This is a genomic window from Stutzerimonas stutzeri RCH2, from assembly GCF_000327065.1.
Taxonomy (GTDB): Bacteria; Pseudomonadota; Gammaproteobacteria; order Pseudomonadales; family Pseudomonadaceae; genus Stutzerimonas; species Stutzerimonas stutzeri_AE.
Genome location: NC_019936.1, coordinates 2,480,248 through 2,507,042, shown reverse-complemented (window position 1 = coordinate 2,507,042; position 26,795 = coordinate 2,480,248). Strand labels below are relative to the sequence as shown.

The 26,795-nt window shown below is 62.9% G+C and carries 25 protein-coding genes and 1 riboswitch; of the genes, 9 read left to right on the top strand and 16 right to left on the bottom strand.

Annotation, left to right across the window (positions count from 1 at the left end):
* Nucleotides 1-62: 62 nt before the first annotated feature.
* From uca to PSEST_RS11425, 7 genes are all read right to left on the bottom strand, one after another.
* A complete protein-coding gene (uca, locus tag PSEST_RS11455; RefSeq protein ID WP_015277137.1) occupies nucleotides 63-3,662 on the bottom strand; it encodes an urea carboxylase in 3,600 nt (1,199 codons plus the stop codon).
* Nucleotides 3,663-3,820: 158 nt separating this feature from the next.
* Entirely contained in the window at nucleotides 3,821-4,456 is a 636-nt protein-coding gene (locus PSEST_RS11450; protein WP_015277136.1) for an urea amidolyase associated protein UAAP2, read from the bottom strand.
* 11 nt (nucleotides 4,457-4,467) lie between these two features.
* On the bottom strand, nucleotides 4,468-5,196 hold the full coding sequence (locus tag PSEST_RS11445; RefSeq protein WP_015277135.1) for an urea amidolyase associated protein UAAP1: 729 nt from the start codon (nucleotides 5,194-5,196) through the stop codon (nucleotides 4,468-4,470).
* A 1-nt stretch (nucleotide 5,197) separates the two neighbouring features.
* Nucleotides 5,198-6,085 (bottom strand): ABC transporter ATP-binding protein, encoded by an 888-nt coding sequence (locus tag PSEST_RS11440; protein WP_015277134.1) that lies wholly within the window; start codon nucleotides 6,083-6,085, stop codon nucleotides 5,198-5,200.
* Entirely contained in the window at nucleotides 6,082-6,897 is an 816-nt protein-coding gene (locus PSEST_RS11435; RefSeq protein WP_041756641.1) for an ABC transporter permease, read from the bottom strand. The genes PSEST_RS11440 and PSEST_RS11435 overlap by 4 nt, the downstream gene beginning before the upstream one ends.
* 129 nt (nucleotides 6,898-7,026) lie before the next feature.
* Nucleotides 7,027-7,124, bottom strand: a riboswitch (guanidine-I (ykkC/yxkD leader).
* Between the two features lie 194 nt (nucleotides 7,125-7,318).
* Nucleotides 7,319-8,788, bottom strand: coding sequence for a methyl-accepting chemotaxis protein (locus PSEST_RS11430; protein ID WP_015277132.1), 1,470 nt, complete (start codon nucleotides 8,786-8,788; stop codon nucleotides 7,319-7,321).
* A 106-nt stretch (nucleotides 8,789-8,894) separates the two neighbouring features.
* Nucleotides 8,895-9,701, bottom strand: coding sequence for a TatD family hydrolase (locus tag PSEST_RS11425; protein ID WP_015277131.1), 807 nt, complete (start codon nucleotides 9,699-9,701; stop codon nucleotides 8,895-8,897).
* A 171-nt stretch (nucleotides 9,702-9,872) separates the two neighbouring features.
* Here PSEST_RS11425 and PSEST_RS11420 point away from each other — a divergent pair, with 171 nt between their 5' ends.
* Nucleotides 9,873-11,288, top strand: coding sequence for a transglycosylase SLT domain-containing protein (locus tag PSEST_RS11420; protein ID WP_015277130.1), 1,416 nt, complete (start codon nucleotides 9,873-9,875; stop codon nucleotides 11,286-11,288).
* Here the strand turns inward: PSEST_RS11420 and PSEST_RS11415 are convergent.
* From PSEST_RS11415 to PSEST_RS11395, 5 genes are all read right to left on the bottom strand, one after another.
* A complete protein-coding gene (locus tag PSEST_RS11415) occupies nucleotides 11,285-12,307 on the bottom strand; it encodes a lipase secretion chaperone (protein WP_015277129.1) in 1,023 nt (340 codons plus the stop codon). The genes PSEST_RS11420 and PSEST_RS11415 overlap by 4 nt on opposite strands.
* 65 nt (nucleotides 12,308-12,372) lie before the next feature.
* Entirely contained in the window at nucleotides 12,373-13,308 is a 936-nt protein-coding gene (locus PSEST_RS11410; protein ID WP_015277128.1) for a triacylglycerol lipase, read from the bottom strand.
* A gap of 310 nt (nucleotides 13,309-13,618) precedes the next feature.
* Nucleotides 13,619-14,116, bottom strand: coding sequence for a transcription elongation factor GreB (gene greB / locus PSEST_RS11405; protein ID WP_015277127.1), 498 nt, complete (start codon nucleotides 14,114-14,116; stop codon nucleotides 13,619-13,621).
* Nucleotides 14,117-14,155: 39 nt separating this feature from the next.
* Nucleotides 14,156-16,660 (bottom strand): ABC transporter permease, encoded by a 2,505-nt coding sequence (locus PSEST_RS11400; RefSeq protein ID WP_015277126.1) that lies wholly within the window; start codon nucleotides 16,658-16,660, stop codon nucleotides 14,156-14,158.
* A complete protein-coding gene (locus PSEST_RS11395; RefSeq protein ID WP_015277125.1) occupies nucleotides 16,657-17,343 on the bottom strand; it encodes an ABC transporter ATP-binding protein in 687 nt (228 codons plus the stop codon). The genes PSEST_RS11400 and PSEST_RS11395 overlap by 4 nt, the downstream gene beginning before the upstream one ends.
* Nucleotides 17,344-17,354: 11 nt before the next feature.
* Here PSEST_RS11395 and PSEST_RS11390 point away from each other — a divergent pair, with 11 nt between their 5' ends.
* The 3 genes from PSEST_RS11390 (at nucleotide 17,355) to PSEST_RS11380 (ending at nucleotide 19,317) form a co-directional block, all read left to right on the top strand.
* Complete coding sequence (locus PSEST_RS11390; RefSeq protein WP_015277124.1) at nucleotides 17,355-17,960, top strand: arylesterase; 606 nt, start codon at nucleotides 17,355-17,357, stop codon at nucleotides 17,958-17,960.
* Between the two features lie 43 nt (nucleotides 17,961-18,003).
* Nucleotides 18,004-18,285, top strand: a complete 282-nt coding sequence (locus PSEST_RS11385) for a hypothetical protein (protein WP_015277123.1) — start codon at nucleotides 18,004-18,006, stop codon at nucleotides 18,283-18,285.
* Nucleotides 18,286-18,351: 66 nt separating this feature from the next.
* Nucleotides 18,352-19,317 (top strand): L,D-transpeptidase family protein, encoded by a 966-nt coding sequence (locus PSEST_RS11380; RefSeq protein WP_015277122.1) that lies wholly within the window; start codon nucleotides 18,352-18,354, stop codon nucleotides 19,315-19,317.
* 62 nt (nucleotides 19,318-19,379) lie between these two features.
* Here PSEST_RS11380 and PSEST_RS11375 read toward each other — a convergent pair whose 3' ends face one another.
* Nucleotides 19,380-19,634 (bottom strand): Lpp/OprI family alanine-zipper lipoprotein, encoded by a 255-nt coding sequence (locus PSEST_RS11375; protein WP_003294452.1) that lies wholly within the window; start codon nucleotides 19,632-19,634, stop codon nucleotides 19,380-19,382.
* A 390-nt stretch (nucleotides 19,635-20,024) separates the two neighbouring features.
* On the opposite strand from PSEST_RS11375, the gene PSEST_RS11370 reads away from it, so the two are divergent.
* Nucleotides 20,025-20,318 carry a GNAT family N-acetyltransferase gene (locus PSEST_RS11370; protein WP_015277121.1) on the top strand — a complete coding sequence of 98 codons (294 nt, stop codon included), beginning with the start codon at nucleotides 20,025-20,027 and terminating at the stop codon, nucleotides 20,316-20,318.
* Nucleotides 20,319-20,348: 30 nt separating this feature from the next.
* Here PSEST_RS11370 and PSEST_RS11365 read toward each other — a convergent pair whose 3' ends face one another.
* Nucleotides 20,349-21,425: a 3-deoxy-7-phosphoheptulonate synthase gene (locus PSEST_RS11365; RefSeq protein ID WP_015277120.1), complete on the bottom strand. Its 1,077-nt coding sequence runs from the start codon at nucleotides 21,423-21,425 to the stop codon at nucleotides 20,349-20,351.
* Nucleotides 21,426-21,570: 145 nt separating this feature from the next.
* On the opposite strand from PSEST_RS11365, the gene PSEST_RS22305 reads away from it, so the two are divergent.
* From PSEST_RS22305 to cysB, 3 genes are all read left to right on the top strand, one after another.
* Nucleotides 21,571-21,753, top strand: coding sequence for a hypothetical protein (locus tag PSEST_RS22305; protein ID WP_198286425.1), 183 nt, complete (start codon nucleotides 21,571-21,573; stop codon nucleotides 21,751-21,753).
* Complete coding sequence (locus PSEST_RS11360; RefSeq protein WP_015277119.1) at nucleotides 21,687-22,643, top strand: putative 2-dehydropantoate 2-reductase; 957 nt, start codon at nucleotides 21,687-21,689, stop codon at nucleotides 22,641-22,643. The genes PSEST_RS22305 and PSEST_RS11360 overlap by 67 nt, the downstream gene beginning before the upstream one ends.
* A gap of 169 nt (nucleotides 22,644-22,812) precedes the next feature.
* Nucleotides 22,813-23,787, top strand: coding sequence for an HTH-type transcriptional regulator CysB (gene cysB, locus PSEST_RS11355; protein WP_015277118.1), 975 nt, complete (start codon nucleotides 22,813-22,815; stop codon nucleotides 23,785-23,787).
* Nucleotides 23,788-23,868: 81 nt separating this feature from the next.
* Here the strand turns inward: cysB and PSEST_RS11350 are convergent, their stop codons facing one another.
* On the bottom strand, nucleotides 23,869-24,603 hold the full coding sequence (locus tag PSEST_RS11350; RefSeq protein WP_015277117.1) for a phosphoadenylyl-sulfate reductase: 735 nt from the start codon (nucleotides 24,601-24,603) through the stop codon (nucleotides 23,869-23,871).
* 190 nt (nucleotides 24,604-24,793) lie between these two features.
* Between PSEST_RS11350 and thrH the strand changes: the two genes are divergently transcribed.
* Nucleotides 24,794-25,411 (top strand): bifunctional phosphoserine phosphatase/homoserine phosphotransferase ThrH, encoded by a 618-nt coding sequence (gene thrH, locus PSEST_RS11345; RefSeq protein WP_015277116.1) that lies wholly within the window; start codon nucleotides 24,794-24,796, stop codon nucleotides 25,409-25,411.
* Nucleotides 25,412-25,448: 37 nt separating this feature from the next.
* On the opposite strand, the gene pabB is transcribed toward thrH, so the two are convergent.
* Nucleotides 25,449-26,795, bottom strand: a complete 1,347-nt coding sequence (gene pabB / locus PSEST_RS11340; protein WP_015277115.1) for an aminodeoxychorismate synthase component I — start codon at nucleotides 26,793-26,795, stop codon at nucleotides 25,449-25,451.

Sequence of the window (26,795 nt, the reverse complement as noted above, 5' to 3'; positions counted from 1 at the left end):
TTTCCACCGCAATGTTCGTTGCCGGCCCGCTGGGCCGGTTGGTGGATACGGTTGCTTCGGGCTCACGCCTCCTCGATCACCACCACTCGCTGGCCGGCGCGCACCGGCGAGCCGGGCTGGGCGCGGACCTCTTTCACCACCCCGGCGACCGGTGCGGTGAGCGGGATTTCCATCTTCATGCTCTCGAGGATCACCAGCACGTCTCCGGCCTCGACCCGCGCGCCCTCGGCTACCGACACCTGCCAGAGGTTGCCGGCGATATGACTTTCGATTCCGTGCAGTCCGCTGCCGAGCGGAGCATCTTCGCCGAGGTCGGCAGCGACTTCCTCGCTCTCGAAATGCGCCTGGCCGGACGCGATCCAGCGCTGGCGCTCGGCATCGAACGCGGCGCGCTGCTGGCGGCGGAAGGCGTCGATGCCTTCGGCCTCGGCGGCGAGAAAGTCCTGGTAGTCCGACAGGCGAAGCTCGGTCTGCTCGATCTTCAGCGGGTAGCGCCCCAGCGGGAAGTCGCGGCGGATCTTCAACAGCTGCTCTGCCGAGACCGGATAGAAGCGGATCTGGTCGAAGAAGCGCAGCAGCCAGGGCAGGCCGCCGAAGGCCTCTACCGCGCGGTAGCGGTTCCACATCTGCAGGGTGCGGCCGACGAACTGGTAGCCACCCGGGCCTTCCATGCCGTAGACGCACATGTAGGCACCACCAATACCGACCGAGTTTTCCGCGGTCCAGGTGCGCGCCGGGTTGTACTTGGTGGTGACCAGCCGATGCCGTGGGTCCAGCGGCGTGGCCACCGGCGCACCGAGGTATACATCACCCAGGCCCATCACCAGATAGCTGGCCTCGAAGACCGTGCGGTACACCTCGTCGAGGTCCGGCAGGTCGTTGATGCGGCGGATGAACTCCAGGTTGCTCGGGCACCAGGGCGCGTCCTTGCGCACCGTGGTCATGTACTTCTCGATGGCAAGCGTGCAGGCCGGGTCGTCCCAGGACAGCGGTAGGTGAACGATGCGCGATGGCACTTTCAGATCCTGCGCGGCGCACACGGCGTCCCATTCACCGGCGACGATGTCGAGCAGCGTTTGCAGCGCCAGTGTTTCCGGCTGGTAGTGCACCTGCAGGGAGCGGATGCCGGGAGTAAGGTCGATAACGCCGTCCAACTGCTTGGCTTCCAGCGCCTGCATCAGCGCATGGCCACGGAAGCGCAGCACCAGGTCCAGTTCCGGCGCGCCGATCTCCAGCAAGAGGTGGGTGTCGCCGGAGAGGCGCGCGACCAGACGCGTATCCGCCTCGCCGATATCCAGCACGATGGGCGACTGTAGCGCCACCGGCACGCACGGCACCGGCGCGGCGGCAAGACGGGCGCACTCGATGTTGGCTGCCTGGGCCAGCTGGCGTGCGCTAGCCACGTCCACCGGTACGAAACGCACTCTGTCGCCGGCCTTGAGCTGACCGAGCTGCCAGAGGTCGGCTTCGATGATGGTCACCGGGCAGACGAAACCGCCCAGGCTCGGACCGTCCGGGCCGAGGATCACTGGCATGTCGCCGGTGAAGTCCACCGCGCCGATGGCGTAGGGGTTGTCGTGGATGTTCGACGGGTGCAGCCCGGCCTCGCCGCCGCTCTCGCGCACCCACTCGGGCTTGGGTCCGATCAGGCGCACGCCGGTGCGGCTGGAGTTGAAGTGCACTTCCCAGTCGGTGGCGAAGAAGGTCTGGATATAGCCCTCGGTGAAATACTCCGGCGCGCCGTGCGGGCCGTAGATCACCCGCAGCTCGCGGACCGCCGGCAGGGCGCTGCACAGCGCCGCCGGCAGGCTCGCGCCGCAGGCGCTGTCAGTGAGCGGGGCGAGGTGCAGCACGTCGCCGGCACGCAAGGCGCGGCCGGCGTGGCCGCCGAACTGGCCGAGGGTGAAGGTGCTCTTGCTGCCGAGATAGTCCGGCACCTGCAACCCGCCGCGCACGGCGAGATAGCTGCGCGCACCGGCCCCGACGATGGTGCCGATGGCGAGGGTGCTGCCGGCCTTGACCAAAATCGCCGTGCACATGGGTTGCGGGGCATCATCCAGCTTCACCGGGATCTCCGCGCCGGTAATTGCCACCACCGCATCGGTGTTGAAGCGCAGGATCGGCCCGCTCATGGTGATTTCCAAGCCGGCTGCATCCTCCGGATTACCCAGCAGTGCATTGCCCAGGCGCAGCGCGCGGTTGTCCATCGGGCCGGAAGGAGGCACGCCGACAGCCCAGTAACCGAGGCGGCCAGGGAAGTCCTGCACGGTGGTCTGGGTGCCGGCGCTGATCACTTCGAAGGTAGTGGCTCTATAGGTCAGGCCTTCCAGGCAGCGGGTCCAGGGTCTGCCTTCGGCGAACGGCGCATAGCCGAGGATCTGGCGCAGGTAGGCGCGATTGCTTTCCACGCCGTAGAGCAGGGTCTCGTCCAGCGCGGTATCCAGCGCGGCCCGGGCGCTCTCGCGATCTGGCGCCCAGGTGATCAGCTTGGCGACCATCGGGTCGAAATAGGGCGGAATCTCGCAACCAGCCTCGACCCAGGTGTCGATACGCAGGGCTTTGCCGTCGCCCTTGGGAAAATCCACGACGGTGAGCAGGCCGGGGCTGGGCTGGAAATCCCGGCCCGGGTCTTCGGCATACAGGCGCGCCTGGATCGAATGGCCGGATGACTTCAGCGCTCTCGCCAGCTCCACCAGCGGCGGCAGGTCGCCGGCCGCCAGCTCGATCATCCAGCGCACCAGATCCACGCCCCAGACCTGCTCGGTGACGCCGTGCTCGACCTGCAGGCGGGTGTTGACCTCGAGGAAATAGAACTGCTCGGCCTCGGCGTCATAGACGAATTCGACCGTGCCGGCGCTGCGATAGCTGACCGCCTTGGCCAGCTTGACCGCCGCCTCGCACAGCGCCTCAGCCATGCCGGCCGGCAGGTTCGGCGCCGGGGTTTCCTCCAGCACCTTCTGGTTGCGCCTCTGCACCGAGCAGTCGCGCACGCCCAGAGCGATCACCTCGCCACGGCCGTCGCCAAATACCTGTACCTCCAGGTGGCGCGCCCGCTGGATGTACTTCTCGATGAACACGCCGGCGTCGCTGAAGTTGTTCTGCCCCAGGCGCTTGACCGCGTCGAAGGCCTCGGCCAGTTCAGCCGCCGAGCGGCACACGCGCATGCCGATACCGCCACCGCCGGCGGTGCTTTTCAGCATCACCGGGTAGCCAACCTGCTCGGCTGCGCCGAGGGCATCGGCGAGGCTGTCGAGCAGCTCAGTGCCCTCCAGCATCGGTACGCCGCGTTGTTTGGCCAGGGCGCGGGCGGTGTGCTTCAGGCCAAACATCCGCAGCTGTTCTGGCGTCGGGCCGACAAAGGCGATGCCGGCGGCTTCACAGGCTTCGGCAAAGGCGGCGTTTTCGGAAAGGAAACCGTAGCCGGGGTGGATGGCGCTTGCGCCGGTTTCCCGGGCGATGCGGAGAATCTTCTCCACCACCAGATAGGTCTGCGCGGCCGGGCCTTCGCCCAGGCTGTGGGCCTCATCGGCCTGCTGGATATGCAGGCTGGCCGCGTCGGCCTCGGAGTAGACGGCCACACTTTTCACATCCAGGCCGCGCAGCGTACGCAGGATGCGGCAGGCAATGGCGCCGCGGTTGGCAATCAGGAGTTTGTCGAACATCTTCAGTAACCCTCGAAGGGCTGGCGGGCCGTCCCGCCTTTATTCATCTGCGCCACGGCCGTCCGTGGTTGGAGAGGGGGTCTTGATTGCCCGCAAGTCGGGCCGCTGCCCGGAGCGCGCCTGCAGCAGCGGCAGCAGGTAGCGTTGCAACAGCGGCATCAGTCCCACACCAGCACCTCGGCTGGGGTCGGGTTCCAGCCATTGCAAGGGTTGTTTAGCTGCGGGCAGTTGGAGATCAGCACGATCACGTCCTGCTCCGCTTTAAGCTCCACGTACTTGCCTGGCGCGGAAATGCCGTCGGCAAAGGTCAGCCCACCCTCGGGCGTCACCGGCACGTTCATGAAGAAGTTGATGTTGGCGCCGATGTCACGCTTGCTCAGGCGGCCGTCGTGCAGACTGGCGCGCAGGAAGTTGTCGCGGCAGCTGTGCATGTAGCGCTTGTCCAGCGCATAGCGCACCACGTTGCTTTCCTGGGCGCAGGCGCCGCCGAGGGTGTCGTGGCGACCGCAGGTGTCGGCGACGATGGTCAGCAGCGGATTACCAAGGTTCGAATAGAGCACCGTGCCGGTGGTGAGGTAGACGCGATTCTGCTTGCGCAGGGTGCGTTGCGGGTCGTAGCGCTCGCGCGGATTCCTCGCGCTAAAGAACAGCGTGTCCACGGCCTGGTTGCCTTCCAGATCGAGCAGGCGCAAGGTCTGGCCGGCCTTCACTTCGAACAGATACGGCTCGCCAGCAGGGATTTCGTGGCGGAACACGGCGGTTTCAGGGTGCAGGTTGCTTGCAATGATCGTCATCTCGGCACTCCTCAGACGTACAGCCGTTCGGTGTTATGGAAGGCGCGGCCATTCTCGGGTCGCGAAGTGCGGCAGAGCACACTGATGCCGTCGCTGGCGACGCTGTGCCAGCTGAGCTGCACCGGTTTTGGCGCGTAGTCGGGATTCGGGTCCAGCGGATGCTGCAGCGCGGTGAGGATCACCAGCGTGTCCATCGGTGCGTACAGCTCGACGTAGTCGCCGGGCTGGCTGTTGCCGGGCTGAAAGGCGAAAGCGCCGTCGGCATCGACGTCCACCCGGCTGAACAGATTGAGCACCATCAAGAGGTCCTGCAGGTTCAGGTCCCACTTGCCCATTTCCACCAGCAGGTTGTCCGTGCCATTGCGGAAGAAGCCGTTGCGCAGTTCCTGGTAGCGTCCTTCGCCGTACTTTTCGGTCACCTCTTTAGCGTTGAGCACGCCGCCGAAGCTGTCGTGCCAGCCGCAGGTGTCGGCGGTGATGGCGGCGAGCACGCGGCCCATGTCCGAATACAGGCAATGCCCGGCGCTGAGCTTGGCGGTGTGCTGGCCCTTGAGCGTGTCCGGCAGGTTGAGGCGTTCGCTCTTTTCATTGGCGTTGAGCAGCATGACGCTGACGTTGGCGCCGCCTTCGAGATCGGTCAGGCGCAGCAGTTGGCCGCGCTTGAGAACGAAGGAGGTGTGGCCGCCGCCGGGAACGGTTTCCTCGTACAGCGTGGGGCGGATCGCGAGTGAAGCGCTCATGTCAGGCTCCTTGGTAGGCAGTGCGAAAAGTGTCGGCGAGGGCGGCCGGCAGGCCTGCGGACGCGCCGGGAGCGTGGCGGCCCTCGTGCAGCGGAATGTCGTAGGTCACTCGTGCGCCATAGGCGCCCGGGGCGTGGGGATCGATGCGCGGCTTGTCGAAGACCAGGATGCGGCTGCCGAGGGTGAAGCCTTCCGACAGGTCATGGGTGACCATGAACACCGTCAGTCGGGTCTCCCGCCACAGCTCCAGCAGCAGCGCGTGCATGTCCTTGCGGATACCGGGGTCGAGGGCGCCGAACGGCTCGTCCAGCAACAGCACGCGGGGCTTCATGATCAGCGCCTGGGCGATGGCCAGACGCTGCTGCATGCCGCCGGAGAGCTGCGCCGGGTACTTGTCCAGCGCATGGCCGAGGCCAACCTTGTGCAGCATCTGCGCGGCCTGCTCGCGTGCTTCGCGCTTGTGGCGCCCGAACAGGCGGCCCAGCAGCGGGGTGCGTGGCAGCTCCAGGCCGAGGGCGACGTTGTCCAGCACCGTCAGGTGCGGAAATACCGAGTAGCGCTGGAACACCACGCCGCGGCTGGCATCTGGTTCGTTGGCCAGTGGCTGGCCATTGAGCAGGATCTCGCCACGGCTGGGCGCTTCCTGGCCGAGCAGCAGGCGCAGGAAGGTCGATTTGCCGCAACCGGATGCACCAACCAGGGTGCAGAACTCGCCTTCGGCGATGTTCAGGTTCAGTCGCTCCAGCACCACCTGGTCGCCGTATTCCTGCCAGACATTTTTGACCTGGATGAATGGTGTGGAATTGTCCGCGGTGCGATTCCCACGAGCAGTGTGCTCCAGGTTTGCCAAAGCCTCGCTGGTGACGACTCCGCTTTGTTTGGCGCTCATGCCTTGGCTCCTTCGTACCAGGGGAACAGCAGCTGGGTCAGGCGCCGCAGCGTGAAATCCATGGCCCAGGCCAGCAGGGTGATCCAGGCGACGTAGGGCAGGATCACGTCCATGGCCATGTAGCGGCGCACGAGGAAGATGCGGTAGCCGAGCCCGTCCGTGGAGGCGATGGCCTCGGCGGCGATGAGGAACAGCCAGGCCGAGCCGAGCACCAGGCGCAGGCTGATCAGCAGGCGCGGCATCAGCTGCGGCAGGACCAGGCGCAGGATCAGCGTCCAGGTGTTGGCGCCGAGGGTCTGCGCCTTGATCAGCAGCTCGCGGGGGATTTCGCGAGCACGCTGCTCGAGGTCGCGGGCCAGGATTGGGGTGATGCCGATGACGATCAGCATCACCTTGGACAGCTCGCCCAGGCCGAAAACAATGAACAGGATCGGCAGGATGGCCAGTGGCGGCACCATCGAAAGCACCGTGAGCAGCGGCGAAAGCGGCGCGCTAAACAGTGGCAGAGTGCCGGCGGCAATACCCAGGCATAGGCCCGCGACTGCCGCGATGGCCAGGCCGATACCGAGGCGCTTGAGGCTGGATGCGGTGTCCTGCCAGAACAGATAGTCGCCGGAGCGTTTGTCAGGGGTGAAAGCGAGGCGTTCGACGGCGGCGCTCATCTGGCCGAAGCTGGGCAGCAGCTTGTCGTTGGGGTTCAGTTCCAGGCGTTGGGTGGAGCTGGTCAGGTACAGCGCCAGCAGCAGCGCGAAGGGCAATATGGCCAGGGCGAGCCAGCCGCTGCGACTGGGTGAGCGATTGATCAGGCGCATGGGCAGGCGCCCCGGTTTGCGACGGCCTTGAGAGCGGGCAGGGCGGTGAACGGCGGAGCCGATTCGAACGGGCACATGGCAAACCCTCCAGTGTTTGGGATAGCGCAGGAGCTGCGTGCAATCACGCTGTTCTCCCGGGCTTTTATCCCGCCGTGTAACCTCACTGGAGGTCGCCAACTCTCGGACCAGTCACTCGCAGGCGAGTCGGAACCCTAGTCGGCTATTTCGAATTTTTGCAGCAGCTTGGCCTGCCCTGTCAGCAAAGCAAGAGCGATGCCAACGCACGACAATCGCGCATGGTAGGCGCTGGAGAACGGGCGCTGAACGGTGGCTGCCCCGTCATGGGGCGTTGGCGGGATGTGATGCATGCTTTTCGAGCGCGCGCCGCGTTGTGGCATTCAACGCGGCGGCTAAGAGCGGCTCAGAGCCTGAGCTGGCCGATGGCGCGACTGAGGTCAGCGGAAAGCGCTGCCAGCTCGGCGCTGGTACTGGCGGAGCTGACGGTCTGCTCCACCGTACGCTCGGTGACGTCGCGAATGCCGGTAACCGAGCGGTTGAGCTCCTCGGCTACCTGGCTTTGCTGTTCGGCTGCCACGGCGATCTGCGTGTTGCTTTCGCGCATCTGCGCGACCGCATCGGCGATGGCCTCCAGCGCCTGCGCTGCGTCATGGGCTTCCCGCACGCAGTCGTCGGCCTTGAGCGAGCTTTCCTGCATGAACTCCACGGCGTCGCGGGTCATCGACTGCAGGCCGGAGATCATCTGGGTGATCTCGTCGGTGGAGTCCTGCACGCGCTTGGCCAGGTTGCGCACCTCATCGGCGACCACCGCGAAACCGCGACCCTGTTCACCAGCGCGGGCTGCTTCGATGGCGGCATTGAGCGCCAGCAGGTTGGTCTGTTCGGCAATGCTATGGATCACATTGACCACGCCGTTGATCCTCTGGCTGTCGGCAGCCAGCTGCTCGATCATCTCACCAGTCTGCTGCACGCCCTGGGACAGGCTGGAAATGGACTTCTCCACCCGGCCAACCACCCGATGGCCGTCGCCGGCCAGGCGATCGGCGTTCTGCGACTGATCGCGGGTTTCGCGCGCATGCTCTGCGATCTGATGCACCGTGGCGCTCATCTCGTTGATGGCGGTCGCTGCCTGATCGGTTTCGCCCTGTTGCCCGCGCATACCCTTGTGCACGTCGTTCATGCTCGTGGCGAGGCGGCTGGCACCTTCGTCCAGACGGGCTGCGGCCTGGGCAACGGTGCTGACCACGCGCTGATAGCCGCCCTGCATGGCGTTGAACGCGCTGGCCATCTGGCCGACTTCGTCGCGGCTGTCCAGCGGTACCCGTGCCTGCAGATCGCCGCTGCGCTCGACATGCAGCATGACGTCCTTGAGCGTATTGAGGTGGCTTAGCAGAAAGCGGATCAGCAGCTGGGAGGCGGCGAGCAGACCAAGCATCAGCACGGCGACTGCAGTGGCGTAGCTGAAAAAGTGCTGTCCCAGCACTTGCATCACGCTCGGCGTGCGCGCCAGTACCGCAATGCTGGAGCCATCGGTGCGGGCGACAACCTGCGCTCCGACCATTGGATTATTGGCGAACAGGCGGTCGTGGGTGAGGGCGGTCCAACCTCTGTCGGCCACTGGCTTGCCCTCGATCGACGCGCGCTGGTTTGCCTGGAACAGCAGCAGATCCGGCGCTTGTGGCAGCGCGGCGGAATCCGGCCAGGCGGCCAGCAGCGAAGCGCGCGCCTGCGCAGCCAGCTGGGCGTCGGCACTGCGGGCGGTTTGTTCCAACTGCACGGCATAGAGCACCAGCAACAAGGCGATGACGAAGGTCACCATGTTGAGTGCCCAGAATTTGTACTTGAGCGACAGATCGCGAATCCAGACGGCCATGACTGCTCTTCTTCTATAGGAGGTTGCCGGGGCGCGGCAAAAGCGCTCTGCGGCGCGACTAACAATTAACGGCCGCGGTTCGCAGAGCTTGAGCAGATTTTGCGAATCAGTCGAGGTCAGGCAGGCCGAAGAATGAGCGGGCGCAGCGGGTCGTGTGTTCAGCCAGTTGATCAGCGCTTTCGCCACGATGCTGCGCGACTTCGCGCAGGACTTCCGGCAGATAGGCCGGTTCGTTCTGGCCGCTTTTGGGCTTCGGCCGCAGGCTGCGAGGCAGCAGGTAGGGGGCGTCGCTTTCCAGCATCAGCCGCCCCTCGGGAATGTCTCTCACCAGCGGGTGCAGGTGCGTGCCGCGGCGCTCGTCGCAGATCCAGCCGGTAATGCCGATATGCAGGTCAAGATCGAGATAGGCATACAGCGCCGCCTTCTCGCCAGTGAAGCAGTGCACCACGGCGGCTTTGAGGTGGTCGCGGAACGGTCGCAGGATAGCCGCGAGGCGCTCGCTGGCATCGCGCTCGTGGAGGAAGACTGGAAGCTGCAGCTCGACGGCCAGCTGCAACTGTTCTTCCAGTGCACGCTCCTGCTGCGGGCGGGGTGAGAAATCGCGATTGAAGTCCAGGCCGCATTCGCCAACCGCCCGCACCGGCGGTTCGCGTAGCAGACCGCGCAACTGGCCGGCGCTGTCGGTCGACCACTGGCTGGCATCGTGTGGATGCACCCCAGCGGTGCTGAACAGCCGTTGGCCGGATTCATCCAGTTCCCGACAGAGCCCGAGGGCCGCTTCGCTTTCAGCAAGGCTGGTTCCGGTAAGCACCATCTGCACCACGCCTGCCGCCTTGGCACGCTCGACCACCGCGGCCGGATTAGCGGCAAACGTTGGATGAGTCAGGTTGACCCCGATGTCGATCAGTTGCATGAAGACCTCGAAAACATAAAGCCTATTTAAATCAATAAGATAAAGTGTATATTTAAACCAGTTTAGAGCCGAAACTGGCGCAAAGGCGCGACCTGTGAGAGGCTTTGCCACCTTTGCGGGCAGGGAGCACCGCGTTAGCGTTCTCTGCGTCTTCAGACCGGTGCGTTCTCGATGCCACGATTGCTGCCACTTCTGTTCTGCCTGCTGCTGGCTTTCCTGCCGGGGTTGGCGAGCGCGCGCGTGGCCGGGCCAGAGGTCTGGCAATCGACCGACAAGGTACGTGATCTGGCCGAAATTCGCCGCAGTGGCGTGTTGCGGGTGCTGGTCAACCAGAGCCGTAACAGCTCCGGTGAGATCAAGGGCGAGGCGATTGGGGTCGAGTACGCGCGGCTGCGCGCGTTCGAGCAACACCTGAATCGCGATGCCGCCTCCGGAAAGTCGATCACCCTCAAGATCATTCCCAAAGCCAAGGATCAGTTGCTCGGCGCGCTGCAGCGCGGCGAAGGCGATCTGGTTGCACCCGGTGAACTGCTGCCGCTCGCCGGCATGAAAGGCATCAGTCGCAGTAGACCGGTGGTTCGCGACGTGTCGCTGGTGCTGGTCGGCCGCCAAGGTGGGCCGCGCTATCAGCGTCTGGAACAGCTCTCCGGTCGCAGCCTTGCCTTGCCGCCGGGTAGCGCCGCGGGGCCGGCATTGGCGCGGCTGAACAAGCAGCTCATGGAGCGCAAGCTGGCGCCCATCGTAGTCGAATGGGTCGATCCGACGCTGGCGGTCGAAGATGTGCTGGAGATGGTGCAGGCCGGCGTCTACCCGGCGACCGTGGTCGAGCAGACCATCGCGCAGCGCTGGGCCAAGGTGATGCCGAAACTGCGTATCGAGCAGAACCTGAGTCTGGGCGACAAGGCCAGCATGCACTGGTTCGTACGCAAGGACGCCAGCATGCTGCGGGCTAGCGCGGACCGCTTTCTCAAGGATTTTGCCTTGCCGGCCAACCAGGATGCGGCTTTCGAACGCGTCTACCGGCGTCTGTACAAGGTGCAATATCCCCTTGATCGGCTTGGTCGGCAGCGTCTGGAAAAGGTTAGGCCAACCCTGCAGCGCTACGCCGAGCAGATCGAACTGGATTGGCTGAACCTTGCTGCGCTGGCATTCAAGGAGTCCACGCTGAACCCGGCTGCGAAGGGAGCCGGCGGCGCGACCGGGCTGATGCAGGTAACGCCCGCCACAGCCCGCGCGATGGGCGTAAGCAACATTCAACAGCTGGACAATAATGTGCAGGCCAGCGCGAAGTACCTGGCGAATATCCGTCGCAACCACTTCGCCAGCCCGCGGCTGAATGAGCGTGAGCGCATGGCCTTCATTCTCGCGGCATACAACCTCGGGCCGCAGCGGGTGCAGAGCATGCGCGCCGAGGCCCGTCGACGTGGCCTCAATCCGGACCAGTGGTTCTTTCAGGTTGAGCGTATCGCCATGGAAACCGTCGGCATGGGTGTGGTGGGCTACGTCAACAGCGTCAACAAGTACTACCTGGCCTACCACCGCGAGCGCTATCTGCTGGAGGCTGACCGCAAGACCGCGGCCAACTAGCGTTCCGCGTCACCAACTTGCCTCTGCTGAGCGACGGCGAGCAGGCGCAGGCGCTCGCTGGCGTTGAAATGCTGCTCCTCCAGTCGTTCGATGGCGGCTTTACGCTCGATCTCGTCCAAGCCGCGAGAGGCCTCGATGTTCGCCCGTGCCTGCTGGTAGGTCGTGACGCGCTGCTGCCACTGCTGGCGCTGGCGGTCCAGTGCATCGAGCCTGTCGGCTGCAGCGCTGCCTACCAGCTGTTGCCGTAGCTGCCGGACTTGCTCAGGCCCGGCGCCGCTTTGCACGAGTGCATTGGTCTGCTCACGCAGCTCGGTCTGCAGCTGTGGCATCAACAACTCCTGCAGCTCAGCAGGCAGTCCGGCACGCAGCTGATCGACGGCGCGGCCCTTGGCGTCACTGTCCAATCCGGAATCGAAGCGAATCGCCAGGCGCTCCAGGCTGAAACGATCATAGGCCTCGTCGAGTGCAAAGAAGGCTTGGTGAACCACGGGATCGAGCACGCGTGCGCGCAACGCTTGAACTGCATGCAGCCGTTGACGCAATGCCGACAGGTCCGGTGCGCGGGCATAAGAGGCTTCCAATTCAAGTAGTTGCCGCTTGTAGCTCAGGTATTGGTTGAGAACTGACAGTGCCTGGCCGCGGGCGGGCTCCGCCAGTTCTGCGGTGATGTGGCGGCGCAACCGCTCGATGCTGTTTTTGAGCGGCTCCTCGCCGATCGCTGCTAGAAAGTAATCGAAAAGCTGGCGGATCTCGGCTCCGACGATGAGGTTGCCAGCAGCGTCCACTCGCAAATGGCCATCGACCTGGGTGCCCTGGAATGACGTGGGTAACCTGGCCGATACCTGCGGCTGCGGTTTGCTCACTGCTGCTTGGCCGAGCGGCGCGGTGCTTGCCGAGGGCGTCGACGAGGCAGGAGGGGGTTGCTCAGCGACTGGAGTCGGTGCGGTGGCGGATCGGCTCAGGATGATGGTCAGGCTTAGCCCAACGGCCAGTACCAGCAAAAGAATGTATCGGCTCATGAAAGTGCCCAGCGGTGAAGGCCGGGGTCATCGATCCCGGCCTTGGTACATGAGTTGATGAAGGGCTACAGACCTGCGTTCTTCATTCGATTCGCGTGCTGGCGATAGACGCTGACCGGATCGGTTTCGAACAGGCTGGTCAGGCCCATGAACTGGTTGACCTCGTCCAGGTGATTCATGCGGTAGTTGTCGCGAATCACCATGCCCAGATGCGAGCTGCAGCGTCCGACCAGACCATCGTTGGGCCCGCTGAAGGCCAGTGAGCCAGCACCCATCATGGCGTCACTGATATCCAGCGCATTGGTCAGTGGGCTGGTGCCGCTCCACGAGTAGTAGTGCACACCGTTGACCTTGTATGCCCCCTCGCCGCAGGCCGTCGTTGGAATGCCTTGGGGGAACTTGGCATTGAAGCGGGCAGCACCTTCACTGTTGAGCGATTCCAGTGAGCCCAGCGAATCCTGCGGAGCGCTGCTGGAGCTGCCGGAAAGGAAGTTGATGAACGTGCCCATGGCGTTCACCAGCCCGGCGACAATCGCCTCGCCGGAAGACCCCTCAGGAATCTTGCGGATCAGGTCGGCCACGTCCGAGCCTTTATGCGGCGCGCCGACACTGGTTACCGAGGCAATCAGGTCCGGTCGAACGCCGGCGACATAGCGCACCGTAGGGCCGCCGTGGCTGTGGCCGATCAGGTTGACCTTCGGTTTGCCGCTGATCGCGACGATCTCCTCCACCTGCGCCAGCAGCTCTTCGCCGCGCAGCTCGGAGGTATTGAGTTGGCTGACTTCCGTCACATAGACCTGGGCACCGTCCCGGCGTAATGCTTTCGGAATGCCATACCAGTAGTCGATGCCGAGCAGGCTGTCGAAGCCGAGCATGCCGTGGGCAAGCACGATCGGATACTTCGTAGCGGTGTAGCCGCTGCCAGAAGCAGCATAAGCCTGACCGGTTAGCACCAGGGCGCTACCGAGACAGAGGGCGAGCAAGGTTTTGTTCTTGTTCATGGACGCACTCTTCGAATGTGAATCGGGCTGTGGGCAGTCCGTTGCCGTTCACCGCGCGGGGCGCGTACTGCGCATGGGCTAGCGCAGCATTCGTGCCAGAACCACCGCGTTGCGCCTGTGGCGCTCTAGCTGGCGGAGTCTGGAAAGAGTGATATCGCGATGAGATCAACGCAGCGCAGCGCGGCTGTTACCAAGCGAAACGCTGAAGTGGGTTGGAAGGTGATAGTCGCGATTTTTATCGATTATTGCTGGATTTAAGCGGCATGATCGCTGCAGATCGTGACTTTATATTCTAGGTTTGACTGTGTGGTCATGGGTAGTCGATGGCCACTACGTACCAGAGTTTGTTGCCAGTAGGCGTCTGCACCTGAACCTCCGCATCAAGCGTTTTGCCCACCAAAGCACGCGCGAGCGGAGAATCGATGCTGATCAGCCCCTGGCGCAGGTCGAGTTCATCGGGGCCGACGATTCGATAGCGGGCCTCTTCACCGTCTTCATCCTCCAGCGTCACCCAGGCGCCGAAATACACCTTGTTTGGATCGCTTGGGCGCTCGCTGACGACTTTTAGCTTTTCCAATCGCTTGGTCAGAAAACGTACACGACTGTCGATTTCGCGCAGCATCTTCTTGCCATAGGTGTATTCGGCGTTCTCCGAACGATCGCCCTGTGCCGCCGCTTCGCTGACTGACTGGGTCACCTGCGGACGTTTGACGTGCCAGAGCTCGTGCAGCTCGGCGCGCAGCCGGGCTTCGCCTTCAGGTGTGATCAGCGGCGTGCCGGCTGGGCGGGGCGGGCGGTAGCGGCTCATGGGCTTCGAGACCTTTTGAAAAGCGCCGATTGTAGCGCTTCAGCTCTCGCGCAGTACGGTCAGCGGGCTGGCATTGAGTGCTCGGCGTGTACCGATCAGCCCGGCACCACCCACCAGCAAGGCGCCGATCAGCGGCAATACCAGCAACCAGGGATGCGGCTGCCAGCGCAAGTCGAATGCGTAGTGATAAAGCAGAGCGCTAACCAGCTCGCAACCGAGCGCGGCCAGCAGGCCACTGGCGGCGCCCAGCAGGCCAAACTCGGCGCGACGCGCGCGTAGCAGGAGTCGACGTTCCGCACCGAGGGCCCGCAGCAGCGCGCCCTGGCGAATGCGTTCATCCAGCGTTGCCTGCAGGCCGGCGAACAGAACCGCCAGTCCGGCCGCCAGGACGAACAGCAGCACGTACTCCACCGCCAGCGACACCTGCGCAAGAATGCTGCGCAACTGAGCCAGTAGCGCCTCGACCTGCAACAGCGTGACCGAGGGGAACGCGCGAGCCAGCTCCACCAATTCGCGCTCCTTGCCGGGCGGCAGGTGAAAGCTGGTCATGTAGGTCGCGGGCATTCCCTCGAGCGTGTCGGGCTCGAAAATCATGTAGAAGTTTGGCTGGAAACTGTCCCAGTTGACCTCGCGCAGGCTGGTGACGCTGGCTTCGCGGGTCAGCCCGCCGATGGTGAACGAAAGGCGATCACCAAGTTTCAATTGCAGGCTTTCGGCGAGCTCGGCCTCGACGGATACGCCGGGAAGGTCCGTCGCCTTCCGCTCAGTCCACCACTGCCCGGCAACCAGGTGGTTGTCCTTCGGCAGGTCGGCCGCCCAGGTCAGACTCAGGTCTCGGCGGATCGCGCGTTCGCCCTGGGATTCCTTGCTGACCAACTGGCGGACCGGCTCGTCGTTGATGGAAATAAGCCGGCCCGGCACCACCGGATACAAGGAGGCGGCGTGATTGGAAAGCGCCGCGATACGCTCGGCAAAGGCATCCTTCTCGGCGGGAAGCACGTTGAGCACGAAGTGATTGGGTGCGTTGTCGGGGAGCTGGTCCTGCCAGGTGTCGAGCAGCTCGCCACGTAGCAGGGCTATCAATGCCATAGCCAGCAGGATCAGGCCGAAGGCAAGGGCTTGTCCGGCTGCGGCCAATGGGTGGCGCAACAGTTGCCCAAGCCCGAGACGCCAGCTCAACGAGGCTCCGGCCAACAGACGGCGCATCCCCTTCAGGCCGAGCAGTAGCAAGCCGCCCAGCAGCAGCGTGGCGAGCAGGCCGCCGCCAAGCAGGGCCAGCGTGATCTTCAGATCGAGGCTCAGGCGCCACATGATCAGGCCGAGGGCGAAGATCGCGGTGCCGTACACCAGCCAGGCACTCGGCGGTACGGGCAGCATGTCGCGGCGCAGCACGCGGAGCGGCGGCACACGACCCAGCGCAGCCAATGGCGGCAGGGCGAAGCCGGCCAGCGCTACCAGACCAGTGGCAATGCCCGCTGCAGCAGGCCAGACGCCACCGGGCGGAATCTCCTGCGCCAGCAGGTCGCGCAGAAGAAAGAACAGTCCGTGCTGCGCTGCCCAGCCAAGCAGGGCGCCTGCCAGGCTGGCCAACACGCCGAGCATGGCAAGTTGCAGCGTGTATAAGAGCAGGGCGTCATTGCGTGACAATCCCAGGCAGCGCAGCAGTGCGCTGGCGTCGAAGCGGCGTGTGGCGAAGCGGGCAGCGGAGAGGGCGACCGCGACGCCAGCCAGCAGGATCGCGGCGAGGCTGGCCAGGTTCAGGTAACGCTCCGCGCGGCCAAGCGCACCACCGATCTGTCGATTACTGTCATTGGCCGTTTCGATGCGCTGGTGTGCCTGCAGTCCGGCCTGGATCGATTGCTGATAGGCCGCCAGCGTCGCCGTCTCGCCGCGCCACAGCTCACGATAGCGAACGCGGCTGCCGGGCTGCACGACGCCCGTTGCTTCCAGATCATCCAGGTGCATCAGCACGCGCGGCGTCAGGCTATAGAAGTCGCCGACGCGATCCGGCTCGTAGGTCAGCACACGGGTCAGGCGCAACAGTTTGCTGCCGACCTCGATGCTGTCGCCGATCTGCAGTTCCAAGGCCGCAAACAGCCGAGCTTCGGCCCAGGCTTCGCCGGGCGCAGGGCCCTGGCCTGGCTGTTCGGCCTCGTAAGGTTGCGCTGCACTACGCAGCGTGCCTCGCAGCGGATAGCTGCTGCTGGCTGCCTTGACGCTGGCAAGCTGCAGATCCTGCTCGGTCGCGATAACGCTGGAGAACTCGACAACCTGTGCGTGATCGAGGTCCAGCTGCTTGCCTGCTTCGATCTGCTCCGGCGAGGCGGGCGCGCTTCCGCTCAGTACCATGTCGGCGCCGAGGAACTCGCTGGCACGCAGCAGCATCGCATCGTTCAGACGTGCACCGAAATAACCGATCGCGGTGCTTGCAGCGACCGCCACCACAAGGGCAAAGAACAGCACGCGCAGCTCGCCCGCTCGGGCGTCACGCAGCAGCTGGCGATAAGCCAGGGCGAGCAGGCGGGCTTTGGGCATGCGCATCATTCGGCTGTCTCGGCAGCAACCTGCCGTCCGCCTTCGAGGCGAATCATCCGATGGCAGCGCTTGGCCAGACGTTCATCGTGTGTCACCAGCACCAGCGTGGTACCACGCTCACGGTTGAGCTCGAACAGCAGCTCGGTGACGTGCGCACCGGTATGGGTATCGAGGTTACCGGTCGGCTCGTCGGCAAACAGTACGTCCGGCTCGGCGGCAAACGCGCGGGCCAGCGCGACACGCTGTTGCTCGCCGCCCGAGAGTTGGCGCGGATAGTGATGCAGGCGTTCGCCCAGCCCGACCCGGGCCAGCAATTCGGTTGCCCGCTCGCGCGCATCGCGGCGGCCGTCCAGCTCCAGTGGCAGCATGACGTTTTCCAGGGCGTTCAGACTGTCCAGCAGCTGGAAAGACTGGAAGACGAAACCGACGTGTTCGGCGCGCACTCGTGCTCGCTGGTCTTCATCCAATGCCGCAAGCGCGTGGCCGGCCAGGTGCACTTCACCAGAACTGGGCAGATCCAGTCCTGCCAGCAGGCCCAGCAGAGTGGATTTGCCAGAGCCGGAGGTGCCGACGATCGCAAGGCTGTCGCCCTTGGCCAGCTGTAGCGAGAGGTCGGCCAGGATGCTCAGCTCGCCTTCCGCGCTGGGTACCACTTTGTTAAGGTTCCGGGCGTCGAGAATGTTGCCGCTCATGAGGAGATCCGATGCGTAGTTGGCTGAAGTGCGGGGCTCTGGTTCTGTTGTGTTGGGCTCAGGGAGCGCTGGCAGGAACCGTGTTGGTGGTCGGCGATAGTATCAGCGCCGCTTTCGGCCTGGAAACCAGCCAGGGCTGGGTGCATCTGTTGCAACAACGCTTGGTTGAGGAGGGCAAGGAGCGGCGCGTCGTGAACGCTTCTATAAGCGGCGACACCACGGCTGGCGGGCTCGCGCGGCTCGATCCGCTGCTAAAGGAACATGCACCCGAGGTGGTGATTCTCGAGCTGGGAGGCAACGATGGCCTGCGTGGGCAGTCGCCGGCCCAATTGAAACAGAATCTTGCCGAGATGATTGATCGCAGTCGAGACGCTGGAGCCGAGGTGCTGCTGTTGGGTATGCGTATGCCGCCAAACCTCGGGCAGCGTTACACCCGCGCTTTCGCCGATGCGTTCGACTCGCTCGCTGCGGAGAAACCTGTGGCTTATGTGCCGTTCCTGCTGGAGGGTGTCGGCGGCGTTGCGGGCATGATGCAGGCTGATGGTATTCATCCGACTGCAGAGGCGCAGACTCAGTTGCTGGAGACCGTCTGGCCAGCGCTCGAACCCTTGCTTTGAGGCGTGTGCGCAGCTACTGTCGCGCCCTCGATTGGAGCCTCAGATGTCGCGCTCAGCCAGGACCCTTTACGCTTATCGAATCATCGTGCCGGACGAGCAGTACGACATGTTCGCCTGCCGCGAAAATCGACTGCATCTGGCGTTGCGTCAGCTTGAGCTGAGCGGCAGTGCAGACCGGACCCTCTGTGGTGGTCTGTTGCCAGCCCAACCTCGCTGGAAGGAGCTCGAGCGCGCCACATTGAAGGACCGGCAACTGTGCCCGAACTGTCGGCAGTTGCTGGAGGCTCGACGCAAAGGCCTTCCGTCTGCCGTTGCGGCCTGGTAGCTCAATTTTTCACCAGTTCAAGTACAATCGCACCATTTCCATAGCCCAAGTTTCAAGGATCTCTGAATGCCCTCGCGCGCGTTTGCAGTCGCCTCCTGTTTGTCATTCGCTGCTTTGCTTTCGGCAGGCACCAGTGCGGCCCTCGAGCTGCCACTGCCGCCCGAGGGTGAGGACATCGTTGGTCAGATTCAGGTCATCAAGGCCAAGTACGAAGACACTTTCGCAGCCATTGGTGAAACCCATGATCTCGGTTATCTGGAGCTGGTTGCGGCCAATCCAGGAGTCGATCCGTGGTTGCCGGGCGAGGGCACCGACATCATCCTGCCAACCCGCTTCATCCTGCCGCCGGGTCCGCGTGAAGGCGTCGTGATCAATATTGCCGAGTACCGCCTGTACTACTACCCGCAAGGCGAGAATGTCGTGCATACCTTCCCGCTTGGAATCGGGCGCGAAGGATGGGGCTCGCCGGTCGGCAACACGCGTATCTCAGCGATGACCAGCAACCCTGCCTGGTATCCGCCGCAGTCCATTCGTGACGAGCACGCCGCCGATGGCGATCCGCTGCCGACGGTGGTTCCGCCGGGGCCGGATAATCCGCTGGGCCCGTACAAGATGAGCCTCGCGCTTCCCGGTTACCTGATCCATGGCTCGAACAAGAAGTTCGGTATCGGTATGCGGGTGAGCCACGGTTGTTTCCGCATGCTCAATCACAACGTGCTGGAGCTGGCGAAGATGGTCAAGGTGGGTACACCGGTACGGATCATCGATGAGCCCTACAAATTCGGCGTGAGCGAGGGCAAGGTTTACCTGGAAGCTCATGCACCGCTGGAAGATGGCGAGCAGAAGACGCTCACCCTGATGGACAAGCATGCAGTCGTCATCAATACGCTGCTCAAGCGTGACGAGGCTGCCGGTAAGCTGCATCTGGACTGGGAAATGGTCCGCGAGATCATCGCTGGCGAGGATGGCTTGCCGATTCAGATCGCGGAGCAGCGGACGGAAGTCGCTGTCCATGAGGAGCAGTTGTTCTAACTGCTTTTCTGCGTGAATAAAAAAAGCCGACCTTGCAGGTCGGCTTTTTATTTTCTACAAGCTTACTTGCGGCTGGCGCGTTCCAGCATACGCAGAGCACGCTCGTTGGCTTCGTCAGCAGTCTGCTGAGCCTTCTGAGCGGCGGCCAGAGCTTCGTCGGCCTTGCTGTACGCTTCGTCAGCGCGAGCCTGGGCGCGAGCAGCGGCGTCTTCGGTCGCGGTCAGGCGAGCTTCGCTTTCTTTGGTCATGCTGTTGCTGCAACCGGTAGCCAGTACTGCGGCCAGAGCCAGAGCAGAGAATTTCAGAACGTTGTTCATCTTGTTCCCCTTAAGGTGGAAATCCATAAAGCAACTTCCGTTATGGAAAGTTTGCGCGCACATACTACCTATAACTTAGCTTAAGTAAACTGAGCTGGCTGCGGTACTACAGGTTTTTTTTCAAACCGCCTTTGCTTTAGCTCTCATCTCCGCAAGTTGGATAAAAAACATCCAGCGAGCCCGGTTTACATAGCGTCCTAGTTGCCAGATCCCTCTGCCAGTCAAAAGTTCCGGCCGCGCCGTGCACAAATAATGCGCAACAGGAGGCTGGTCGAATCGGAGCGAAACAGGTAGAAAAGACACCTGTGTATGTTTGGGTTACGGATATAGCACGATCTGCCGTAGCCCGCCGAGAACAAGAAGACAGGGCGATCCTGCTGAGGAGTCGAAATGAGCGACACGGTGCGCGTCCGCCATGATCTGGCGGGTCATCGCTTCGAGGCCGATATCGATGGCCACTGCGCCTACCTGGCGTACATGGACCTGGGCAAACAAACGCTGGATATTTACCGTACCTTCGTACCTGACGCGCTGCGTGGCCGCGGAATTGCCGCGGTGCTGGCGCAACATGCGCTCGATTACGCCGAGCGCGAGGGATACCAGGTCATTCCGTCGTGCTCCTATGTCGAGCGCTATATCGAGCGAAACCGGTTGAAGCCGGAAGACACCTGCTCGAAAGCATAAAAAAACGCCGCAGAGCGGCGTTTTTTCGTTTCAGGTGCGCTGCCGCTTGGGCAGAACGTCCTTGAGCTTGTCGTGCATGCTCATGACTGCTTTCTCGGTGGTGTCCCAGTCGATACAGGCGTCGGTGATGGACACGCCATACTTCAGATCGCACAGATCTTTCGGAATCGCCTGGTTGCCCCAGCCAAGGTGGCTCTCGACCATGAGCCCGACGATGGAGTCGTTGCCTTCCAGGATCTGGTTGGCGACGTTGTCCATCACCAGCGGCTGCAGCGCGGGGTCCTTGTTCGAATTTGCATGGCTGCAATCGATCATGATGTTCGGGCGGATACCAGCCTTGGTCAGCTCCTGCTCGCACAGTGCAACGCTGACCGAATCGTAGTTAGGCTTGCCATTGCCGCCGCGCAGCACGACGTGGCCGTAGTTGTTGCCCTTTGTGGTGACGATGGAGACGCCGCCGGACTGGTTGATGCCAAGGAAGCGATGCGGGCTGGAAACCGACTGCAACGCGTTGATCGCGACGGTCAGGCTGCCGTCGGTGCCATTCTTGAAGCCAACTGCCGAGGACAAGCCTGAAGCCATCTCGCGGTGCGTCTGTGATTCCGTGGTGCGGGCGCCGATGGCCGACCAGCTGATCAGATCCTGCAGGTACTGCGGCGAGATGGGGTCGAGTGCTTCGGTCGCAGTCGGCAGGCCCATTTCGGCCAGGTCGAGCAGCAACTTGCGGCCGATATGCAGGCCATCCTGGATCTTGAACGAGTCATCCATATACGGATCGTTGATCAGGCCTTTCCAGCCGACGGTAGTGCGTGGCTTCTCGAAGTAGACCCGCATGATCAGAAACAGGCTGTCCGATACCTTCTCAGCCAGCACCTTCAGGCGCTCGGCATATTCATGGGCGGCCTTCAGGTCATGGATGGAGCAGGGGCCGATCACCACGAACAGGCGGTGATCCTTGCCATCGAGAATGTCACGGACCACCTGGCGACCGTGGGAAACGGTGTGCAGTGCAGAGGCAGTCAGCGGAATTTCACGCTTCAGTTGCTCCGGCGTGATTAGGGTCACGTTGGAGGCAACGTTGAGGTCGTCGATCGGTAAATCAGCCATTTGTTACTCGTCAGGAATCACGGGAGCCGTCCGCCAGCGATCCCGGTGCGGCGGAACATAGCCTGAGGGCGCAGCGGGGAAACGGAACCTTAGCGCTAAAGGGCTGGCTCGACAACGAGATTGATGGCCTATTGAGGTGATCGGCATGCTGCGCCTGGTGTGGCAGGTGGAGGCGCTGTGCCAGGCACTGCCGGGCTGCTATCGTGCGAGTTTTCAACTGGTTGGCGCCGGGTGCAGCCAGCCCATGGATCTGGAGTGCGTATGTCTGCAGCAATTCCACGTATCGGCATCGTTGGTACCGGTGCCATCGGCGGTTTCTATGGCGTGATGTTGGCCCGCGCCGGTTTCGATGTGCATTTTCTGCTGCGCAGTGAGTACGCCGCCGTTCGTGAGCGAGGGCTGCAGGTCAACAGCGCTGTGCACGGCCCGCTGCCGCTTGCGCAGCCTCAAGCCTACTGTGATGCGGCGCAGATGCCTGCTTGCGACTGGCTGCTGGTCGGCGCCAAGAGCACCAGCAACGATGCGCTGGGCCCCATCATCGCGCAGCTGGCGGCGCCTGGTTGCAAAGTCGTGGTGCTGCAGAACGGGTTGGATGTGGAGGATGCGATCAGGCCGTACTTAGCTGATAGCGTGCATCTGCTGGGTGGGCTGTGCGCGATCTGTGCACATCGCTCGGCGCCTGGTGTGGTTGAGCATCAGGCCCTGGGCGGGGTGAACCTCGGCTATCACTCCGGACCCGCAGGCGATGATGCGCAAGCACAGCTCGCCCTGCTGAACGAGATGGTTGAGATGTTCCGCCAGGCGGGCGTGGATTCATCGGCCATGCCCAGTCTGGCGCAGGCGCGCTGGATGAAGCTGGTGTGGAACGTACCGTTCAATGGTCTCTCGGCGCTGCTTGATGCAGGTACAGAGGCCCTGCTTGGCAATGAAGACTCGCGCTCGCAGATCAAGGCCATCATGCAGGAAGTCTGCGCGGCGGCGCAGGCGCTGGGGCATACGATGCCGGAGGATTTCACCGAAAAGCTCCTGATGGGCACCGCGCGGATGCCTGATTATCTTCCCAGCATGTACCACGACAGGTTCCAGCGTCGACCGATGGAGCTCGACGCGATCTATGCTGCCCCGCTTGATGCTGCCGCTCGCGTAAATGTGGCCATGCCCAAAACGGAACTGCTGTACCGCGCGCTCCGCTTTCTGGACGCACGCGCCTGCGGATGACGAGGAATGCAAAAGCGGCGTCCGTCGCGCAGGTCGCTTGCTGGCTGAGCCAACCAGACCAAAGGTCGCACAGCAAAAAACCGACGGAAGGCCTATCATCAGAGGCACACCGTTCATATGGTTATAAGTGCGGCAGGCGCAGCGGTGCCTTTAGCCTTGAGGGATTTCTATGAAGCTTCAGCAACTGCGTTACATCTGGGAAGTGGCGCACCATGACCTCAACGTTTCGGCAACCGCCCAGAGCCTTTTTACCTCTCAGCCCGGTATCAGCAAGCAGATTCGTCTACTCGAGGACGAGTTGGGCGTCGAGGTCTTTGCCCGTAGCGGCAAGCATCTGACCCGGGTGACGCCCGCGGGGGAGCGCATCATCACTACCGCAGGTGAAATCCTGCGCAAATGTGAAAGCATCAAGCAGATCGCCCAGGAGTTCTCCAATGAAAAGAAGGGCACTCTGAGCATCGCCACCACCCACACTCAGGCGCGCTATGCGTTACCGCAGGTGATCAGCAGTTTCATCAAGCAGTATCCTGACGTTTCCCTGCATATGCATCAGGGTACGCCGATGCAGATTGCCGAAATGGCCGCCGACGGCACGGTTGATTTTGCGATTGCGACCGAGGGGCTGGAGCTGTTCGGCGATCTCGTCATGATGCCCTGCTACCGCTGGAACCGCTGCGTGATCGTGCCCCAGGGCCACCCGTTGGCGAAGCTCGACAAGCTCACTCTGGAGGCATTGGCCGAACACCCGATCGTCACCTACGTGTTCGGCTTTACCGGGCGGTCCAAGCTAGACGAGGCATTCGGCCATCGCGGTCTCGTACCGAAGGTCGTGTTCACGGCGGCCGATGCCGATGTGATCAAGACTTACGTGAGGCTCGGGCTCGGTGTGGGCATCGTCGCGCGTATGGCAGTCGACCCCAAGCTGGATGCGGATCTCGTCGTGCTCGATGCCAGTGAGCTGTTTGAATCCAGCGTGACCAAGATCGGCTTCCGTCGCGGCACTTTCCTGCGCGGCTTCATGTGCGACTTCATCCAGCAGTTCGCCCCGCATCTGGATCGCGACATGCTGGAGAAGGCCATTCAATGCCGCAACAAGGTGGAGCTGGATGAGCTGTTCGACGGAATGGAACTCCCCACCTATTAGTTTCTGATGTCCAGGTCGGGCTACAGTCCCGACCTGCTGCAGTTCAATGTCTCGTCCTCGTGATCGATGCAGTCGAGCGGGTCAACTCTTGGCGATCAGATTGCCGGCGTGCAGGCCGCATTCCTTGTGAGTCGCTTCCTCCCACCACCAGCGGCCTTCGCGTTCGTGCTGGTTGGGCAGTACCGGGCGGGTGCACGGCTCGCAGCCAATGCTGACAAAGCCGCGCTCGTGCAGGCTGTTGTAGGGGATTTCCAGCATGCGGATATAGCCCCAGACTTCCTCACTGCTCATCTGCGCGAGCGGGTTGAACTTGTACAACGTGTTTTCCGGGGTAGAGAACGCAGTGTCCACTTCCAGCACGGAAACCTGGCTGCGCGTGCCAGGGCTCTGATCGCGGCGCTGACCGGTAGCCCAGGCGCGGACGGTAGCGAGCTTGCGCCGCAGCGGCTCGATCTTGCGGATGCCGCAGCACTCGCCGTGACCGTCGCGGTAGAAGCTGAACAAGCCCTTCTCGTTGACCAGTGGCTGCAGCAGTGCCGGGTCCGGCGTCATGATCTCGATGGTGATGCCGTAGTGCTCGCGTACCTGTTCGATGAAGCGGTAGGTTTCGCTGTGCAGGCGGCCGGTGTCGAGGGTAAACACCTTGACGTTCTTGTTCAGCTTCCAGGCCATATCCAGCAGGACAACGTCCTCGGCGCCACTGAACGAGATCCACAGGTCATCACCGAATAGATCGAAGGCGAGCTTGAGTATGTCTTGCGGAGACTTATCGGCGTAGGCGGCAGCCAGCGCGGCGACATCGATGGATTGGCTCATCAGGCGGCTTCCTTATGGTTGCATCGGCGCTTTGGCGCTCTGAGGCGGCGGATGGTAGCAAAAGGTATTTATGCTGCTAAATAACGTTTAAGTGCCGCATTCAGCTGTTTCGGGTATAAGCCTTGCGTTGCTTCGGTCGCGCGCTGCCGCTAGAGTGCCGCCTTCAATTTTCTGCATTGAGGAGTGGCCCGTGGAAATAGCCTGTCTCGACCTGGAAGGTGTTCTGGTTCCGGAAATCTGGATCGCCTTTGCCGAGGCCACCGGAATCGAATCGCTCCGGGCCACCACGCGGGACATCCCCGATTACGACGTACTGATGAAGCAGCGTCTGCGCATTCTCGATGAGCACGGCCTGAAGCTTGCTGACATCCAGAAGGTCATCGCAACCCTGAAGCCGCTGGAAGGTGCGCCGGAATTCGTCGACTGGCTGCGCGAGCGCTTCCAGGTGGTGATTTTGTCCGACACCTTCTACGAGTTCTCCCAGCCGTTGATGCGCCAGCTGGGTTTCCCGACGCTGCTCTGCCACCGTCTGATCACCGACGAGACCGATCGCGTCGTGGATTATCAGCTGCGTCAGAAGGACCCCAAGCGTCAATCGGTCATCGCGCTGAAGAGCCTGTATTACCGCGTGATCGCTGCGGGTGACTCCTACAACGACACCACCATGCTCAGCGAAGCCCATGCCGGCATCCTGTTCCATGCGCCGGACAATGTGATTGCCGAATTTCCGCAGTTCCCGGCAGTGCACACCTTCGACGAGCTGAAACAGGAATTCCTCAAGGCGTCGAATCGCAAGCTGGCGTTCTGAGCCCCGCGGGACTGAGCGACTGGCTACGCCGGTCGCTCTAGCCAGGCAGCTGCTCCAGGGTTTGCAGCAGCACCTTCACCTTGTCGATCGATTCCTGGTATTCCGCCTGCCAGTCGGAATCGGCGACGATGCCTCCGCCGCCCCAGCAACTGACCTGTCCGTCACAAATGAGCAGGGTGCGAATGGCGATGGAGCTGTCCATTTCGCCCCTCACGTCAATGTAGAGCAGCGAGCCGCAATAGATGGCGCGCCGCGTCGGCTCAAGTTCGTCGATGATCTGCATGGCGCGGATCTTTGGCGCACCGGTGATCGAACCACCCGGAAAGCTGCCAGCCAGCAGATCGAACGCATCGTGATGATCGGCCAGCTCTCCAGTCACGCAGCTCACCAGATGATGCACGTTGGGGTAGCTTTCCAGGGCGAAAAGCTCCGGCACGCGCACGCTGCCGATCCGGCAGCTCCGGCCCAGGTCGTTGCGCAACAGATCGACGATCATCAGGTTCTCGGCGCGGTCCTTTTCGCTGGCGAGCAAGGCTTGCGCTTGTTCGGCATCGCTATGCTCGTCCCCACCGCGTGGTCGAGTGCCCTTGATCGGGCGGGTTTCCACGTGGCCCTGATGCAGGCGCAGGAAACGCTCGGGCGAGAGGCTGGCGATGGCGCCATCATCCAGGGCAACGAAGCCAGCGTAGGGTGTAGGGCAAGCCTCGCGGAGCGCGCAGTAGGCTGGCCAGGCGTCACCTGAGTATCCGGCGCGGAAGCGCTGTGTGAAGTTGACCTGATAGCAGTCGCCAGCCTGGATGTATGCCTGAATGCGCTCGATGCCGTGGCGGTAAGCGTCGATGCTCAGATCTGCACGGAAGCGATCCAGCAGCCGGAAGGGCGCGCTTTCGCCAACGGCCGCTGAATCGAACAGGTGTATCAGCCGCTCACGCTCGGGTTCGGCCAGCGCCGGGTGGAACATCAGCTGACTGGTTTGCCGCTGATGGTCAGTGATCAGTGCCCAGTCATAGAGGCCGAAGCGTGCCAGAGGCAGGCCGCTGTCGTCTTCGGCTTGCTGTGGAAGAGTCTCCAGGCGCGAACCGAAGTCATAGCTCAGAAGACCGATCAGGCCTCCAGTGAACGGCAGTTCACTGTCGTCAGGCAGTTCGGCATCACCGAGTTCGCGCAGCTTCTGGCGCAGTCGCTGGAAGAATGTACGCCCCGACTCCTTTTCGTCAGGCTCAAGCACGCTCAATGGCCAGGCACTGAGAATGTCGAAGCGTCCTCGCGTGGCCTTCGGCCTGCCTGAGTCGAGCAGGACGGCGCCCGGGGCGTGACGGATGCGTTCGAACCAGTAAGCGGGATCAGCCTGATAGGGCAGGGCGTGCAGCGTGCAGATGGGCAT

What these genes read in the sequence shown, in the direction of transcription:
- uca (WP_015277137.1), bottom strand. Translation starts at nt 3,662, where the DNA reads ATGTTCGACAAACTCCTGATTGCCAACCGCGGCGCCATTGCCTGCCGC.
- PSEST_RS11450 (WP_015277136.1), bottom strand. Translation starts at nt 4,456, where the DNA reads ATGACGATCATTGCAAGCAACCTGCACCCTGAAACCGCCGTGTTCCGC.
- PSEST_RS11445 (WP_015277135.1), bottom strand. Translation starts at nt 5,196, where the DNA reads ATGAGCGCTTCACTCGCGATCCGCCCCACGCTGTACGAGGAAACCGTT.
- PSEST_RS11440 (WP_015277134.1), bottom strand. Translation starts at nt 6,085, where the DNA reads ATGAGCGCCAAACAAAGCGGAGTCGTCACCAGCGAGGCTTTGGCAAAC.
- PSEST_RS11435 (WP_041756641.1), bottom strand. Translation starts at nt 6,897, where the DNA reads ATGCGCCTGATCAATCGCTCACCCAGTCGCAGCGGCTGGCTCGCCCTG.
- PSEST_RS11430 (WP_015277132.1), bottom strand. Translation starts at nt 8,788, where the DNA reads ATGGCCGTCTGGATTCGCGATCTGTCGCTCAAGTACAAATTCTGGGCA.
- PSEST_RS11425 (WP_015277131.1), bottom strand. Translation starts at nt 9,701, where the DNA reads ATGCAACTGATCGACATCGGGGTCAACCTGACTCATCCAACGTTTGCC.
- PSEST_RS11420 (WP_015277130.1), top strand. Translation starts at nt 9,873, where the DNA reads ATGCCACGATTGCTGCCACTTCTGTTCTGCCTGCTGCTGGCTTTCCTG.
- PSEST_RS11415 (WP_015277129.1), bottom strand. Translation starts at nt 12,307, where the DNA reads ATGAGCCGATACATTCTTTTGCTGGTACTGGCCGTTGGGCTAAGCCTG.
- PSEST_RS11410 (WP_015277128.1), bottom strand. Translation starts at nt 13,308, where the DNA reads ATGAACAAGAACAAAACCTTGCTCGCCCTCTGTCTCGGTAGCGCCCTG.
- greB (WP_015277127.1), bottom strand. Translation starts at nt 14,116, where the DNA reads ATGAGCCGCTACCGCCCGCCCCGCCCAGCCGGCACGCCGCTGATCACA.
- PSEST_RS11400 (WP_015277126.1), bottom strand. Translation starts at nt 16,660, where the DNA reads ATGATGCGCATGCCCAAAGCCCGCCTGCTCGCCCTGGCTTATCGCCAG.
- PSEST_RS11395 (WP_015277125.1), bottom strand. Translation starts at nt 17,343, where the DNA reads ATGAGCGGCAACATTCTCGACGCCCGGAACCTTAACAAAGTGGTACCC.
- PSEST_RS11390 (WP_015277124.1), top strand. Translation starts at nt 17,355, where the DNA reads ATGCGTAGTTGGCTGAAGTGCGGGGCTCTGGTTCTGTTGTGTTGGGCT.
- PSEST_RS11385 (WP_015277123.1), top strand. Translation starts at nt 18,004, where the DNA reads ATGTCGCGCTCAGCCAGGACCCTTTACGCTTATCGAATCATCGTGCCG.
- PSEST_RS11380 (WP_015277122.1), top strand. Translation starts at nt 18,352, where the DNA reads ATGCCCTCGCGCGCGTTTGCAGTCGCCTCCTGTTTGTCATTCGCTGCT.
- PSEST_RS11375 (WP_003294452.1), bottom strand. Translation starts at nt 19,634, where the DNA reads ATGAACAACGTTCTGAAATTCTCTGCTCTGGCTCTGGCCGCAGTACTG.
- PSEST_RS11370 (WP_015277121.1), top strand. Translation starts at nt 20,025, where the DNA reads ATGAGCGACACGGTGCGCGTCCGCCATGATCTGGCGGGTCATCGCTTC.
- PSEST_RS11365 (WP_015277120.1), bottom strand. Translation starts at nt 21,425, where the DNA reads ATGGCTGATTTACCGATCGACGACCTCAACGTTGCCTCCAACGTGACC.
- PSEST_RS22305 (WP_198286425.1), top strand. Translation starts at nt 21,571, where the DNA reads ATGCTGCGCCTGGTGTGGCAGGTGGAGGCGCTGTGCCAGGCACTGCCG.
- PSEST_RS11360 (WP_015277119.1), top strand. Translation starts at nt 21,687, where the DNA reads ATGTCTGCAGCAATTCCACGTATCGGCATCGTTGGTACCGGTGCCATC.
- cysB (WP_015277118.1), top strand. Translation starts at nt 22,813, where the DNA reads ATGAAGCTTCAGCAACTGCGTTACATCTGGGAAGTGGCGCACCATGAC.
- PSEST_RS11350 (WP_015277117.1), bottom strand. Translation starts at nt 24,603, where the DNA reads ATGAGCCAATCCATCGATGTCGCCGCGCTGGCTGCCGCCTACGCCGAT.
- pabB (WP_015277115.1), bottom strand. Translation starts at nt 26,795, where the DNA reads ATGCCCATCTGCACGCTGCACGCCCTGCCCTATCAGGCTGATCCCGCT.